The organism is Sphingopyxis sp. YR583 (assembly GCF_900108295.1).
Taxonomy (GTDB): domain Bacteria; phylum Pseudomonadota; class Alphaproteobacteria; order Sphingomonadales; family Sphingomonadaceae; genus Sphingopyxis.
Genome location: NZ_FNWK01000004.1, coordinates 106526 through 120643, shown reverse-complemented (window position 1 = coordinate 120643; position 14118 = coordinate 106526). Strand labels below are relative to the sequence as shown.

Sequence of the window (14118 nt, the reverse complement as noted above, 5' to 3'; positions counted from 1 at the left end):
CTGGCAAAGGCGTCCTCAATGAGCAAAATTAACGATCTGATGGCCCGCGGAACCGAACTTCTCGGCAGCGACTATGCCATTCTCTGCGGTGCGATGAGCTGGGTTTCCGAACGCCATCTGGTCAGCGCGATCAGCAATGCCGGCGGGTTCGGCGTGATCGCGTGCGGCGCAATGACGCCCGAACTGCTCGATACCGAAATCGCCGCGACCAAGGCGCTGGCAACGCGCAATTTCGGCGTCAACCTGATCACGATGCACCCGCAATTGTTCGACCTGATCGAGGTCTGTGCGAAGCATGATGTCGGCCATGTCGTACTCGCGGGCGGGCTGCCGCCCAAGGGCAGCCTGGAGGCGATCAAGGCATCAGGCGCCAAGGTCCTCTGCTTTGCCCCCACGCTGGCACTGGCGAAAAAGCTGGTCCGCTCGGGCGTCGATGCGCTGGTGATCGAGGGGATGGAAGCCGGCGGCCATATCGGTCCGGTTTCGACGAGCGTGCTGGCGCAGGAAATTCTTCCCACGCTCGCGGACGAAGTCCCGGTGTTCGTCGCCGGGGGTATCGGCCGCGGCGAAGCGATCGCCGCTTATCTCGAAATGGGCGCATCGGGGGTCCAACTCGGCACCCGCTTCGTCTGCGCGACCGAAAGCATCGCGCACCCCAATTTCAAAAAGGCCTTCCTGCGCGCCTCGGCACGCGAAGCGGTGGCGAGCGTCCAGATCGACCCGCGCCTGCCGGTCATCCCGGTCCGCGCGCTCAAGAACGCGGGCACCGAAGCTTTCACCGCAAAACAGCGCGAAGTCGCGAACAAGCTCGACAAGGGCGAGGTCGACATGATGGAAGCGCAGCTTGAAATCGAGCATTATTGGGCCGGCGCGCTGCGCCGCGCGGTGATCGACGGCGACGTCGAAAATGGTTCGTTAATGGCAGGGCAATCTGTCGGTATGGTATCGGAAGAGGAGAGCGCGGCAGCAATCGTCGCATCTCTGGTGCAACAGGCCGAAGCGGCGTTGCACGCCCGGGGTTGATCCCGCATGGTTATGCGGATGGGGAGTGGGTCATGAATTTGTCGCGTAAAATTATCGTAGCCGGTCTGCTTGCGAGCGTAGCCGCCTGTGCGCCCAAACCGGTCGCGCCGCCCCCGCCGCCCCCGCCGCCGCCCGTTGCGGTCGTCATACCGCCGCGGCCGCTGCCGCCGGGCAATGCCTCGCTGACCCAGATCCTGCCCGCGCGCGGGCTCGACGGCCGCTTCGTCACCGCAAATAGCGGCGTCACCGGCGACAAGGCCTTCTGGCAGCTCAAGATCGGGCTGAACGTCGCGGCTATCGGCTGCCGCGGGCTCGAGGAAAGCACGCTCGTCTCAGCGTATAACAACATCATCAAGACGCATGGCAAAGTAATCAAATCGACCGAGAAATCGGTGATCACCCAGCTGGGCAAGGAGAATAAGAACAACGGCATCGCCCCGCGCGACCGGCTGTCGACGCAATTGTTCAACTATTTCGCGCAGCCGCCGGCACAGCGCGCTTTCTGTCCCCGTGCGAACGAGATCGCCCAGATCGTCTCGTCGACACCGACCGCGCAACTGCTCGAACAAGCGCCGGCGCATCTCGCACGGCTCGATGAGCCGTTCAACGAATTCTATCAGGCCTATGCCCAATATCAGGTCGATGTCGTCGCTTGGGATGCCAAATATGCACCGAAGCCGGCAACGATCATGACGCCGGCCACACCGGCTCCGGTTGGTACCACCGCATCGGTCACCCTCCCATCGTCGGGGAACCACTGACGCGCCGGCGCGCCGCGCAGGAATAGATGGGCCAATCGTGCGCGGGGTATTGGCGCGCACCGCATCCTTCTGTTAGCAGGATTGCGATGACCAACGCCCCGCCCCCGCCCTCGTCGGCCGCCCAGTCGGCGCGCACCATCCTGACCCGGCTGCACGAGGTCATGGCATCGCGCGCCAATGCGCAAGGAAAGCTGAACCAGGTCGTCGGGATCATCGGCGAATGCCTCGATAGCGAGGTCTGCTCGATCTACCTGCTGCGCGAAGGCGCGCTCGAACTTTATGCGACACGCGGGCTGAAGCAGGAGGCGGTACACGTCACGCGCCTTGGCCTCGGCGAGGGGTTGGTCGGAATGATCGCCGACCAGATCGAAACGCTCAACCTCGATGAAGCCGCAGCGCACCCCGACTTTTCCTATCGCCCCGAAACCGGCGAAGAATTGTTCCACAGCTTTGCCGGTGTCCCGATCATCCGCCGCGAGCGCGCGGTCGGGGTGCTTTGCGTTCAGCACGCAGATCCGCGCCGCTATGACGATATCGAGATCGAGACGTTGCAGACCGTCGCGATGGTGCTGTCCGAACTGATCGCCAACGCCGACCTCGTCGACACCGCGGCACGCACCGATGCCGCCGCAGCCGATCAGTCGGCGCAGCGGCTGAACGGGCAGAAGCTGGTCGACGGCATGGGCGCCGGGGTCGCGGTGTTTCACCAGCCGCGCATCACCATCGAGCACACGGTCGCCGACGATACCGAGGCCGAGCGTCACCGCGTCTATGCCGCGTTCGACAAGATGCGCGAACAGATCGACCGCATGGCGAGCTCGGCCGACTTCGGCGTCGGCGGCGAGCATGAGGAGGTCATCGAGACCTACAAGATGTTCGCCTATGACGAGGGATGGTCGCGCCGGATCAACGAGGCAATCGACAGCGGCCTGACCGCCGAGGCGGCGATCGAGCGCGTTCAGCAACGCACCCGGATGCGGATGCGCCAGATCGACGACCCGTTGCTGCGCGACCGCATGCACGATCTGGAAGATCTGTCGAACCGGCTGATCCGCATCGTGTCGGGCCAGATGGGCACCGCAGCGCAAATGGGCCTGCGGCAGGATTCGATCCTGATCGCGCGCAACCTCGGCCCCGCCGAACTGCTCGAATATGACCGCCGCCGCCTGAAAGGCGTCGTGCTCGAGGAAGGATCCCTGACCGCGCACGTCATCATCGTCGCGCGCGCAATGGGCGTACCGGTGATCGGCCGCGTCAGCGATGTGCGCGCGTCGATCCGCGAAGGCGATCTGTTGCTGCTCGATGCCTCGGCAGGCCAGCTTCACGTGCGCCCGACGCAGGCGGTGCAGGACGCGTTCGACGCCAAGCTGGAAATTTCGCAAAAGCGCCGCGCCAATCTCGCTTCGCTCCGCGATCTTCCCGCAGTCACCAAGGACGGTGTCGCAATCGAACTGATGATCAATGCGGGCCTGCGCGAAGATGTCGCCGCGCTCGACCTGACGGGCGCGCGCGGGATCGGCCTGTTCCGCACCGAATTCCAGTTCCTCGTATCGGCGACTTTGCCGTCGCGTGACCGTCAGCAGCGGCTCTATCGCGATGTGCTCGACGCCGCGGGCGACCGCCCGGTGATCTTTCGCACCGTCGACATCGGCGGCGACAAGGCGCTGCCCTATATGAATGTCGGCGACAGCGCGCATGAGGAAAATCCGGCGATGGGCTGGCGCGCGCTGCGCCTTGCGCTCGAACGCGAAGGACTTTTGAAGGTTCAGGCGCGGGCGCTGATGGAAGCCGCCGCCGGTCGGACGCTCAACGTGATGTTCCCGATGGTGTCGGAGCCTTGGGAATATGAAGCCGCGCGCAACCTCTTCGTCGGCCAGCGCGCCTGGCTTGCCAGCCATAACAAGAAGCTGCCCGTCGCGATCCGCTATGGCGCGATGCTCGAAGTGCCGGGCCTTCTCGAAACGCTCGACCTGATGCTGCCGCACCTCGATTTTCTGTCGATCGGCACCAACGACCTCACGCAGTTCCTGTTCGCGGCCGACCGCGCACACCCGCGGCTTGCCGAACGCTATGACTGGTTGTCGCCGACGGTGATGCGCTACCTTGCGCGCGTTGTGCGAACGGTGTCGGGATCGAAGGTCGCGCTGGGCGTATGCGGCGAAATGGGCGGACGTCCGCTCGAAGCCATGGCGTTGCTTGGTGTCGGTATCGAACGCCTGTCGATCACGCCCGCGGGTGTCGGCCCGGTCAAGGCGATGATCCGCTCGCTCGATCTCGCCGCGCTGCGCGCCGACATGCCCGGGCTGTTGGCGCAACCGTCAGCCGATCCGCGCAGCCAGTATCGGAACTGGGCGACCGCGCATGGGGTCGACCTCGGCGATTGAACGCCGCGGCGGAAGCAAGGGTCAGGCGACGGCGGGCACCGCATCCCCGGTCGGCTCGACAGTTTCGACCTTTTCGACGGGAACGATCCGCTCGGCAAGCCAGAGGCAGCCCCACGCCAGCGCGATACCGACAGGCACGTCGATGACATAATGCCAGCGGGTCGCGATCGATGTGACGAGGATGAAAAAGAGGATGATCGAATAGAGCGGCAGGAGGATCCGGCCGTGCTTCCAGGCGAAGAGAAAGAACAGGAAAGCCCCGGCGGCGTGCAGCGACGGCATTGCGGCCAGCCCTGCGGTAAAATCGGTGCCGCCACGCTCTGCCAGCCATTCCGAGCCCCCCGCAACCGAGCTGCGATAGAAATCGAGCATGCCGAGTTGGCCCGGCGTGACGAAGGGATCGATGCCGCGTTCATAGATGAACGGCCCCACCGCCGGCGCGACCAGATAGGCGATCGCGCCGAGCGATTGCACGAGCAGGACGGCCACGACCAACGTCCGGAAATGGGCGGGCGTCTTCATCGCGTGATAGAGGAAGCTGGTGTAGAACAGGCCGATAAACGACAGCATGTAGAAGTTCGATTCATACGTCACCAACCCGAACAGGTTTTTCCGGATATAGATGCACGCATCGACGATCGGGCGGACCATCTGATCCGTCTGCCAGTAAAAATCGTCATAAAGTGCGGGATTGATATGCGGAATCCAAAGCTTGATGTGGAAGTGCGCGAACAGGATCGCGATATAGCATGGCAATGCGATGAAGAAGCTCGCCGAAACATCACGCTTTCCGGCGGCGAATGTCGCCACGCCCAGAAGCGCGACGCCGATCAGCGGATAGAGATAATGAACCCCGACGAAGGCGGCCCGATTGCCCGACGGCAAGACGATCGGCAGATTGAAGGCGACCGACAGGAGGAACATCACCGCCAATGAAGCCCCGGCAATGACAATCTCGGGCGGAATGGCGCGTAGGCTGGATCGCATCGGTTACCCCAAAAGGCAGAAAACTGGTCCCGCGGTGAGCAGTCGATGCCGCTCCTCCCGCAGCGACGAGGTGCCACAACAAGGTTAATTTAGGGCTAAATCGGATGCCGCGCAGCCGCCTGGAACAAAATGGACCGCAGTCGAACCTCTAGTTGGCGGCGAGCCTGTCGCTGACGTCCTCGAAGTCATAAAGCGCACTGTCGCCCTTGAACATGTAGTGGCGGGACGGCGGCAGCGGCTGTGTCGATCCGAAATGATCACGCAGGATGGCGGGATAGATTTGCACGGGCGATGCGGGCATCGTGACCGGCGCGCGGCCCGACGGATCGCGCACGGCGAGCAATATGCCCATTTTCTCGCGGAGTTGACCATCCGACAATTTGCTCCACGGGACGGGAACCGGGTCGGTGCCAAGGCCGTGCTCGTCGCCGACATAGGGGGCGGGCCAAGGCCCTTCATCGCTGTGGAGGACGATAACCGCGGGCCGTGGCCCGGCGAGGATCGCATCGATGAGCCCCAGCACCTCCCGATTGGCGAAGCGCACCTGATCGACATAATTTTCGGAGCGCGACGCCTTTTGCGCGGCTTCCAGCGTCCGGCAACTGCCGTCGGCGTTCAATACGAACGGCGGGTGCGGTACCAGGAAATGGGCGAATACATGCTTTCGCGCCGGATCGCGCGCGACTTCGCGCAGCCTGCGAAATTTCTCGTTAGCGCGGTGGCATTGGTCCCCGCGTCCGTCGAAATAGGGCAGGTCGAGCCTGCCTAGCCAGAAGCCCGCGGCCGACTGGTCGATCGCCAGTCGGGCGAGTTGCGGCAGCGCCCGGATCCGGATCGAATCCTGCGCGGCGGTGCTGAACCGCGTCGGTTCCCACCAGCTGCCGGCGAAAATGGTACGATAGCCGAAATCATTGAATCGCCGAATGGCATCCCCGTCACGCGCGGCGCGATAAATCGGAACCCAATCGCCCGGCTCTCCGGTCATCCGCCCGCCCATCCGGTCGAGCAGCACGCCGTTCATCGTGGAAGCGACCGAATGGCTCGTCCGCTGATAATTGGAATAGGCGTGATCCTGGACCACGAAGCCACGCTGGCGCAGCGCGTCGACAAAAGGCTGATTGTCGAAACCATAGCGCGATTTCAACGTGTCGGCGGCGGCATAGCGATCAAACAGGATGTGCCACACGTCGGGGTCGCGGGCTTCCGCCCTGCCCTCTAACGCCGCCAAGCCTTCCAGCGCCGGTCCGCGTGCGGCTTCGAGGCGCAGTTGCTGGACCGCGAGCGGTGCAATATTGATCGTCAGGAGCAAAGCGCACAATAAATTGATCCGCCCCCCGATATCGCCGAATTTCGCCCGATCGGAAGGGAGCGCGCGATAGAGCAGAACAAGGCCCGCGATAACCGCAACATGCGCAGCGGCTGCCGCCGCAAAAGGCAGGGGCAGCAACGCCAGCAGCCGCGGGATATAGAAGAAGTAGAAGGCCGCGAAACCCGACGCGATGCCGGCGCGCATCCAGTCGCCGCATATCGCGCGGAAAAGCGTCGTGACGATTGCCGCGACGGCGATGGCACTGGCCATCGTCGGCCAGACGCTCTCGAAGCCCAGACGAAGCTGATTGCCGTTCCAGAACGCGATGACTGCGATGAGCGTGACCAATATCCCGGCGACAGGATATTTTGCCACACGAGCGGTCAGCGAACTCATAGGTTCAGCCGCGGCGATCGTATGCGACGATCAGCCGTCCACCCTCGCCAATGCGATCTTCGCGGACGATGCGGCCGCGCGCGCCGACGTGCCGAAGAAAGGCCTCTTCGGTATAGTCCGGGAAAATGTCGGGCCGGTGGCGCAGCAATTGCGCGACCATCGGGTCGGCCTTGGAGGGAAATTCGATGACGCCCGAGGGCGCGAGGCTCATAAGCCAGTCGACCGCCATATCGAGCGGGATATTCTTGGCGATTGCCAGATGATGGATCACGGCAAGCGCAAGCACCATGTCGGCGTTCGAGCGATCGAGCAGGCTCTTGCGCTCGGCGCCCGCCCATCCTTGCGCCGGACTCGGATTGGTCGCATCGAGCCATAGCGGCAAGACACGGGCACCCGACCGATCGAACCGGGCAAAAGCGCGTTCGAGCGCGCCGAAATCGAAGTCGAACCCGACGACGCTGCGGGCGCCGGCGTCGATCGACGTCTGGCTGAAGTCCCCGCTGTTGCAGCCGATGTCGAACAACATGTCCGGCGCGACACGGCCGACCGTCTCTGCGACAAAGGCGTGCTTCGTATTGCGGCGTGCTTCGTCATAGCTGTTGTTGGCGGCGTAATCATCCCACACCGTCTTTTCGCCGGCGAGAGCGAGACCCGCGATATAGTCGCGCAGGCTGGTCAGCAACGCGATCAGACGCTGCTTGGGCAAATGCGCGGCGCGGTGCGGCTTGGTGTCCAGCCCCTCTGCAACGCGGCGACGCGCGAAGGCCGCGGGCCCGACGATATGCGCCATGACGGTGAACGACAGGCGATCGCGCAGGCCGAGGAGCTTTACCAGCTCTTCGGGCTCGATGCCTTCCACCGAACCGCGATACCATGCGTGCGGAGCGATGCCCTTCTTTGCCCAGAGGTAAAGCGGGTTGAGGAACTGCATTCCGAACTGCCGCTGCCCCGCCCATGCGGATCCATCTTCATAGGGAATGATCGAGAGATGATCGATGAAGACCGGCTTCGTCCCCTGGAACTGGACATTATAGGCCGTCGCATCTGACAGGGTGAACCCCCGCCCCAGCAGGGCGATATGGAAATCGAGATGATGAAGCGCCGCGGCTTTCAGCGCGGAGAAGCACCATTCGTATGGATAGGACACGAAATCGAGGACCGGATGCTCCAGCCAATGGATTGCGCCGGGAGCCAATTCGTCGAGATTTTCGTTCGCCAGCGTGTCGGCCGGAAGCAACCAGCCCTGGCCGATCATGTCGTCGAGCACGCCGCTGTCCTTGACGGCAGCGAACTGCGATGCGCCGGCCTCGAACACCGCGCGCAGGACGCGATTGTCATGACGAAGCACGCGACCCGAAGGGTCGCGGAATGATCCCGCGTCGAATTTCATGAAGGTCAGTCCTGCTGGCGCTTGACGATGTTCTTGAGCTTTGCCCAATAGATTTTGCCGAACAGCAAAACACTGGCGACCGCGCCGGTGAGAGCCTGCAGCGCCATGCTGACGGTCGCGCCGTCAAGATAAGCATAGGCCGGTGTGGTGGTCGCGAAGCTGAACGCGATAAACGCGAAGACAGCGAACAGCATGTCAGGAAAAGTCTTTTTCAATGCAGCCCCCCTTGATTGATGCTGCGGATTTGTGACCAGACAACGTAAATATCAGGTTAATGGCCCAGTTTTCCGCAGAATTCCGACCTACGGCCAGAAGCTGTTTCCCCTCTTGGATCGGATGACAGTACGCTATTTCAAATTGCCGAGCGCATGATGTTTATGTTATGTTCCCCATCGATAACTTGAGGAGAGAGAGATGACCGAGCCAGCCGCCCGTGCCTCCGGCCAATGCCATTGCGGTGCGATCCGCTATTCGATGAGCACTGCGGTGCAGCATCATGCGCTGTGCCACTGCAGCGACTGTCGCCGCCATTCGGGCGCACCGCTCGTCGGCTGGGCGCTTGTCGGCAATGACGAAATCGACATCGACGGCACGGCGAAGGTCTATGCCTCGTCCGAGCATGGCCGCCGGCATTTCTGCGCCGATTGCGGCACGGGGCTCTTCTATACCAACGATGCGATCTTCCCCGGCCAGATCGACGTGCAGACCGCGACGCTCGACGACCCCGACGCGATCCCCGCGCAGGCGCAGATTCAGACCGCCGACCGCATCGGCTGGATGGAAAAGCTCAACGAGTTGCCGGCGTTCGAGCGTTATCCGCCCTTCGAATGATCAGCGGTCGGCGGCGACCACGGCCTTGACGAGTTCGGCGGTATCGAGCCGCGTCTTGTCGTCGTCATAACCCTGGCGGACGATCACCAGTTCGCGCGACGGGATGATGATGACATATTGGCCGCGGTTGCCGAAGGCACCGAAAGCGTCGGCAGGAATTCCTTCCGACTTGTTGAGCAGCCAGAAGCCCGCCCCATAACCGAACGCGCCATCGGGCTGCGGCCCGCTCGGCATCGTGACGAAGCGGCGCCAGTCGGCGGGGAGCAGGCGCTCGCCCTGCCACATCCCGTCCTTCTGATAGAGGAGCCCCAGCCGCGCCAAATCGCGCGCGGTCGTCCACACCTGGCTCGACAGGATATAATCGCCGTCCTTGTCATGCTCGACGAAGGTGCGCGTCATGCCAAGCCGGTCGAAGAAGGCGGCGGGGTCGAGCGGTTCGCCCGTCTTTTTCAACGCCGCTTTCAGCGACAGCGTTGCGAGCAGCGTGTCGTTGTTGGCATAGCGATAACGGCTGTTCGGCGGGTTGAGCAGCGGCCATTGCGTCGTCCACTGGCGAACCGATGCACCGCCCATATAGATGGCGTCGCTGCGGTTGCCCGCGGTATCGCTGGTCAGGCCGCTCGCCATACGCATCAGCTGTTCGGTGGTGATCACCGCCCGCGGATCCCCCTGCGTCTGCCATTCGGCGATCGTCGCGGGCTTCGTCACGTCCATCCGGCCCTGTTGCACCGCATGACCGATCAGCGTCGCCGCCATCGATTTCGCGACCGAGAAGGTGCGCTGGGCGGTGTGGATATCGTGCCCGCCCCAATAGCGCTCAAACGCAATCCGACCGTTCTTGACGATCAGTAGCGAACTGGTGCGTCCGCCGAAGCGGTCGATGCCCATTGCCGTCTCTTCGAACGGACCCAAGCCCTTGGTGGCGGGACGCCGCGCATTCTTGTCGCCGATCGGCCAAGGGCGCGCATCGAGGTCGGCGCGGCGTTCGGCGGCGGGAAACGCTGCCGACTGAGCCCCGATCGGCAGCGTGACGCAGCCGTCGCGCCCGCTCCATTGGGCAATCCGCGGCGGCATATCGTCGCGATATCTGACGCTGACGCTTTTCATCTTGTCGTCGACATCAGCCTTCAACGCACGAACGTCGGCCTCGATCTCGGGGTAAATTCCGGTGAGCTCGTCGCGTTCGATCGTCTCGAGCGGTTTGCCCGCACCGTTCCACAAGGATGAACAGACGAAGGCCGCGCGATAACCCGCGGCCCAGGCGCGGTTCAGATCGGCATTGGGCTTCGGCGCCTGTGCTGCCGCGGGCACGGCGCCGACAAGGAGCAAGGCGCCGAGAATGCGCAACAGGTCAGGGCCGTTCGCCGAACGCCTGCCGCTGTGCCTTCTTGGCGCGATCCCACCAGGCGCGCCTGATGACATTGGCAACGCGTTCGGGATCGTCCGATCCGAAGCGGACAAGAAGCGCGTGCCAGCCTTCATAATGCGGTGTTTGCCAGAAGGTGTCGGGATCGGTTTCAAGCAGGATTTCCTTTTCGTCGGGGTTGCACATCACCGCAAAACTGCCCGGCTCGCGTCCCGGAGACGCGAGAGCCTTGCCGCCCAGCTTGGGACAAGGGGTGCCGTAAAAGGAAAGCATCTCGACATCGGGAAGCGCGCAGGCAAAAGCCACCACATCGTCCCAGCTATCGAATACAAGCGCCATGGCGTCCCGTCGAACTAGTCTTCGAGCGTCCCGGCTGTAACCTCGACGTCCCGTCCCAACGGCTGCATGGGCTGGAAGCGCAGACGCGTCAACACCAGCCGGTCGCCCTGAATATCGAGATCATAGAAAGCGTTGCCCCCGCGGGGACAGCAATTGCCGTCGCCGTCGCGCGCGACGGGCGCCGAGGCGAACATTTCGTCGAAGGCAAATTGTGCCGGGCCACGCAGCCAATAGCCCGTCGGCAGCAGCTTGCCGCCCTGCTCCGCCCAGTCGGACAGATCGACGCGGCGCCACTGGGGCGTAGCGGTATCGCTTACGAACAGGGCATCGGCGTTGCCACCCCCGCTGCCGGCGAGCGTGCCGCCGACATGGACGAGCCGCCGCTTGTCATTGTCGACGACCAGATCGGGCGCGCCGATCGATCCCGAACTTTCGGCGAAGCCGGCAAGCGCCGTCTTGCCCGCCTTGTCCTGCGATAACAGGACCAGCATCCGCGCCTGCGGACCGTCACGCGGCGCGAGCAGCATCTTTTGCCAAAGCAAGGTCGCGCCGCGATCGCTGCTGTTGATCCGTCCGCTTGCCTCGACGCTGCACTTGCCCCCGAAGTCGTACAGACATCGCTGCGCGATATTGGTGACGCGCGCACGCGTGATCGCAATCTTCGCCGCCACCTCCGCAGCGGTGCATTTTGTTTCGATGGTGCCGCCTGGACAGGACAGGATCGGTGTCGCTGCAGCGGCAAGGACAAGCGCCAATGCCATGATGACTACCCCAATTCCGGCGCGACCCGATTGGTACCAAAACTATACCCATGCGCGATGCGGGGCAAGGCTGACGTCATTCCTTCACGTGTCGGCGTTCGTCCCACCAGGCGATACGTTCGGCGATACGCTTTTCGAAGCCGCGATCGACCGGCCGGTAAAAGTCGACCGGCGCCATGTCGTCGGGCCAGTAATTGCCGCCCGAAAAGCCGTCGGGCGCGTCATGGTCGTAACTGTAGCCCGCACCATAACCCAAATCTTTCATCAGCTTGGTCGGCGCATTGAGGATATTGGCCGGGGGCGCGAGGCTGCCGGTTTCGCGCGCGGCAGCCCATGCTGCCTTCTGCGCCGCATAGGCGGCGTTCGACTTGGGCGCGGTGGCGCAATAGAGGCACGCCTGCACGATCGCGAGTTCGCCTTCGGGCGATCCGAGGAACTGATACGCGTCCTTTGCGGCGAGGCATTGCACAAGCGCCTGCGGGTCGGCGAGCCCGATGTCCTCGCTCGCGAAGCGGGTGATTCGCCGGAGCACATAGAGCGGCTCCTCGCCCGCGACGAGCATCCGCGCGAGCCAGTAGAGCGCGGCTTGCGGGTCCGATCCGCGCAGCGCCTTATGCAGCGCCGAGATCAGGTTATAATGGCCGTCGCGATCCTTGTCATAGACGGGCATCCGGCGGTGCAGGAACTGCGCCAACTCGGCCGGGTCGAGCGGTTTCTCGATCGTCACCGAGAAAAGCGTTTCGACCTGATTGAGCAGGAAACGCCCGTCGCCGTCGGCGCTGGCGATCAGCGCGGCGCGCGCCTCGTCGGTCACTGGCAGGCGCTCGCCAACCTCGGTCTCCGCCCGCTCGACGAGCGTGCCCAGCGCCGCTTCGCCGAGGCGATTGAGGACGAGCACCTGCGCGCGGCTGAGCAGTGCGGCATTGAGCGTGAAACTCGGATTCTCGGTCGTCGCACCCACCAGCACCACGGTGCCGCGTTCGACATAGGGCAGAAAGCCGTCCTGCTGCGCCCGATTAAACCGATGGATTTCGTCGACGAAGAGCAATGTCCGCTTGCCCGCTGCCGCCATCTTCTCCGCGTCGGCGAAGGCTTGGCGAAGATCGGCGACGCCCGAGAAGACAGCCGACAGCGGCGCGAACCGCATGCCCACCGCCTCTGCAAGCAGCCGCGCGATCGTCGTCTTGCCGGTTCCCGGCGGACCCCACAGGATGATCGAGGCCAATTGGCCCGCCGCGACCATCCGGCCGATCGCCCCCTCGGCCCCGGTCAGATGCTCCTGCCCGACGACCTCGGCGAGGGTGCGCGGACGCAGCCGTTCGGCCAGCGGCACCGGGCCGGTTGCGCTGCCCTGCTCCGCACCGGGCACTTCCTCGCCGAACAGATCCCCGGCCATGCCTATCTCAACTCCGGTGCCGCTGCTTCTGACGGATCAGGCGAATATAGGTGTCGGCAACCGTCCGGTTGATCGCGTCCCATTGATAGGCACCGCTTTCGAGCACCGCCGCGGCACCATGCTCGGCGCGAAGCTGGATGTCGCGGCAATAGCGCTGCAGATGGTCGGCAAAGCCTGTGATCGATCCGGGGGCGACCAGATAACCGGTTTGTCCATGCTTGACGATGCTGGCGCTGCCCGTCGCGCGCGCCGCAACGACGGGCAAGCCGCAGGCCATCGCTTCGAGCGTCACATTGCCAAAGGTTTCGGTGACCGACGGGTTGAAGAAAATATCGCATGAGGCAAGCGCACGCGCGAGATCCTCACCGCCCTGGAAACCGACGAACTTCGCGTTGGGCAGGCGCGATTCGAACCATTCGCCCGCCGGCCCTTCGCCGATCACGACGACCTTGTGCGGCACGCCGCGGCGCTGGAGCACGTCGATCGCGTCGGCGAAGACGTCGAGCCCCTTTTCCATCACCAGCCGGCCGAGGAAGGCAATGGCGGGAACATCGTCGGCGATATCGAGCGAGCGGCGCCACGCCATGTCGCGGCGGCCGGGATTGAAAACGCCCTGCTCGACGCCGCGGGTCCAGATGCCGATATCATAGTTCATCCGCTGTTCGCGCAGCACCTGCGCAAAGCTTTCGGACGGCGCGATCAGCGCGTCGCACTTGCGGTAAAGCTTGCGGAGCCATGCGACCATAACCGGCTCGAGGAACGACAGATTATAATAGCGAACGTAGGTTTCGAAACGCGTGTGCACCGAACAGGCGACCGGGAGCCGCCGCCGCCGCGCCCATGCCGCCGCCTGCCTGGCAACGCGATCGGGGCTGGAGATATGAACGATGTTCGGCGCAAAAGCGGTGATGTCCTCACGCACGCGCGACGAAAAGGACACGGGAATGCGATATTCGCTTCGCCCCGGAATCGCGACTGAAGGCACGCTAACGAGATCGCCCGTCGGTTCGAAGGCGGGGATTGCGACGGTCGGCGAATAGACGCGAACCGCGGCGCCATGGGCCAGAAGATAAGCCACCAGACGGTTCAGCGCCTTGTTCGCGCCGTCGGTGGTCATATTATAATTGCCACTGAACAGGGCGATGCGAAGGTCTGAGACGTCCATCACGCCTCCG

Annotated in this window: 13 protein-coding genes; 4 read left to right on the top strand and 9 right to left on the bottom strand. The window is 63.7% G+C overall.

Translation table 11 applies throughout. The features are described from left to right. The first annotated feature begins 18 nt into the window (after positions 1 to 18). The 3 genes from BLW56_RS17905 to ptsP all read left to right on the top strand — a co-directional run bounded on the left by BLW56_RS17905 (position 19) and on the right by ptsP (position 4168). Positions 19 to 1023 (top strand): NAD(P)H-dependent flavin oxidoreductase, encoded by a 1005-nt coding sequence (locus tag BLW56_RS17905; protein WP_093512289.1) that lies wholly within the window; start codon positions 19 to 21, stop codon positions 1021 to 1023. A gap of 32 nt (positions 1024 to 1055) precedes the next feature. Continuing rightward, positions 1056 to 1784 (top strand): hypothetical protein, encoded by a 729-nt coding sequence (locus tag BLW56_RS17900; RefSeq protein ID WP_093512287.1) that lies wholly within the window; start codon positions 1056 to 1058, stop codon positions 1782 to 1784. 86 nt (positions 1785 to 1870) lie between these two features. Continuing rightward, positions 1871 to 4168: a phosphoenolpyruvate--protein phosphotransferase gene (ptsP, locus tag BLW56_RS17895; protein ID WP_093512285.1), complete on the top strand. Its 2298-nt coding sequence runs from the start codon at positions 1871 to 1873 to the stop codon at positions 4166 to 4168. 21 nt (positions 4169 to 4189) lie between these two features. On the opposite strand, the gene BLW56_RS20970 is transcribed toward ptsP, so the two are convergent. From BLW56_RS20970 to BLW56_RS17875, 4 genes are all read right to left on the bottom strand, one after another. Next, positions 4190 to 5155: a phosphatase PAP2 family protein gene (locus BLW56_RS20970; RefSeq protein ID WP_256203636.1), complete on the bottom strand. Its 966-nt coding sequence runs from the start codon at positions 5153 to 5155 to the stop codon at positions 4190 to 4192. Between the two features lie 148 nt (positions 5156 to 5303). Next, on the bottom strand, positions 5304 to 6860 hold the full coding sequence (locus BLW56_RS17885; protein WP_093512283.1) for a sulfatase-like hydrolase/transferase: 1557 nt from the start codon (positions 6858 to 6860) through the stop codon (positions 5304 to 5306). A 4-nt stretch (positions 6861 to 6864) separates the two neighbouring features. After that, positions 6865 to 8250: a class I SAM-dependent methyltransferase gene (locus tag BLW56_RS17880; protein ID WP_093512281.1), complete on the bottom strand. Its 1386-nt coding sequence runs from the start codon at positions 8248 to 8250 to the stop codon at positions 6865 to 6867. Between the two features lie 5 nt (positions 8251 to 8255). Beyond that, the gene (locus BLW56_RS17875) at positions 8256 to 8444 is read right to left on the bottom strand and encodes a hypothetical protein (protein ID WP_093512279.1); all 189 of its coding nucleotides are present in this window, start codon (positions 8442 to 8444) and stop codon (positions 8256 to 8258) included. Between the two features lie 220 nt (positions 8445 to 8664). Here BLW56_RS17875 and BLW56_RS17870 point away from each other — a divergent pair, with 220 nt between their 5' ends. After that, complete coding sequence (locus BLW56_RS17870; RefSeq protein ID WP_093512277.1) at positions 8665 to 9081, top strand: GFA family protein; 417 nt, start codon at positions 8665 to 8667, stop codon at positions 9079 to 9081. Here BLW56_RS17870 and BLW56_RS17865 read toward each other — a convergent pair whose 3' ends face one another. From BLW56_RS17865 to BLW56_RS17845, 5 genes are all read right to left on the bottom strand, one after another. Further along, positions 9082 to 10428, bottom strand: a complete 1347-nt coding sequence (locus BLW56_RS17865) for a serine hydrolase domain-containing protein (protein ID WP_256203632.1) — start codon at positions 10426 to 10428, stop codon at positions 9082 to 9084. It lies immediately after the preceding gene. 4 nt (positions 10429 to 10432) lie between these two features. Further along, the gene (locus BLW56_RS17860; protein ID WP_093512274.1) at positions 10433 to 10786 is read right to left on the bottom strand and encodes an MmcQ/YjbR family DNA-binding protein; all 354 of its coding nucleotides are present in this window, start codon (positions 10784 to 10786) and stop codon (positions 10433 to 10435) included. Between the two features lie 14 nt (positions 10787 to 10800). Continuing rightward, positions 10801 to 11547 carry a hypothetical protein gene (locus tag BLW56_RS17855; RefSeq protein WP_093512272.1) on the bottom strand — a complete coding sequence of 249 codons (747 nt, stop codon included), beginning with the start codon at positions 11545 to 11547 and terminating at the stop codon, positions 10801 to 10803. A gap of 76 nt (positions 11548 to 11623) precedes the next feature. Further along, entirely contained in the window at positions 11624 to 12943 is a 1320-nt protein-coding gene (locus BLW56_RS17850) for a replication-associated recombination protein A (RefSeq protein WP_093512270.1), read from the bottom strand. A 7-nt stretch (positions 12944 to 12950) separates the two neighbouring features. After that, complete coding sequence (locus BLW56_RS17845; RefSeq protein WP_093512268.1) at positions 12951 to 14108, bottom strand: glycosyltransferase family 4 protein; 1158 nt, start codon at positions 14106 to 14108, stop codon at positions 12951 to 12953. Positions 14109 to 14118 lie beyond the last annotated feature (10 nt).

Bases quoted from the DNA above. Each gene is read 5' to 3' on its own strand.
- BLW56_RS17905 (WP_093512289.1), top strand. From the start codon at position 19: ATGAGCAAAATTAACGATCTGATGGCCCGCGGAACCGAACTTCTCGGC.
- BLW56_RS17900 (WP_093512287.1), top strand. From the start codon at position 1,056: ATGAATTTGTCGCGTAAAATTATCGTAGCCGGTCTGCTTGCGAGCGTA.
- ptsP (WP_093512285.1), top strand. From the start codon at position 1,871: ATGACCAACGCCCCGCCCCCGCCCTCGTCGGCCGCCCAGTCGGCGCGC.
- BLW56_RS20970 (WP_256203636.1), bottom strand. From the start codon at position 5,155: ATGCGATCCAGCCTACGCGCCATTCCGCCCGAGATTGTCATTGCCGGG.
- BLW56_RS17885 (WP_093512283.1), bottom strand. From the start codon at position 6,860: ATGAGTTCGCTGACCGCTCGTGTGGCAAAATATCCTGTCGCCGGGATA.
- BLW56_RS17880 (WP_093512281.1), bottom strand. From the start codon at position 8,250: ATGAAATTCGACGCGGGATCATTCCGCGACCCTTCGGGTCGCGTGCTT.
- BLW56_RS17875 (WP_093512279.1), bottom strand. From the start codon at position 8,444: ATGCTGTTCGCTGTCTTCGCGTTTATCGCGTTCAGCTTCGCGACCACC.
- BLW56_RS17870 (WP_093512277.1), top strand. From the start codon at position 8,665: ATGACCGAGCCAGCCGCCCGTGCCTCCGGCCAATGCCATTGCGGTGCG.
- BLW56_RS17860 (WP_093512274.1), bottom strand. From the start codon at position 10,786: ATGGCGCTTGTATTCGATAGCTGGGACGATGTGGTGGCTTTTGCCTGC.
- BLW56_RS17855 (WP_093512272.1), bottom strand. From the start codon at position 11,547: ATGGCATTGGCGCTTGTCCTTGCCGCTGCAGCGACACCGATCCTGTCC.
- BLW56_RS17850 (WP_093512270.1), bottom strand. From the start codon at position 12,943: ATGGCCGGGGATCTGTTCGGCGAGGAAGTGCCCGGTGCGGAGCAGGGC.
- BLW56_RS17845 (WP_093512268.1), bottom strand. From the start codon at position 14,108: ATGGACGTCTCAGACCTTCGCATCGCCCTGTTCAGTGGCAATTATAAT.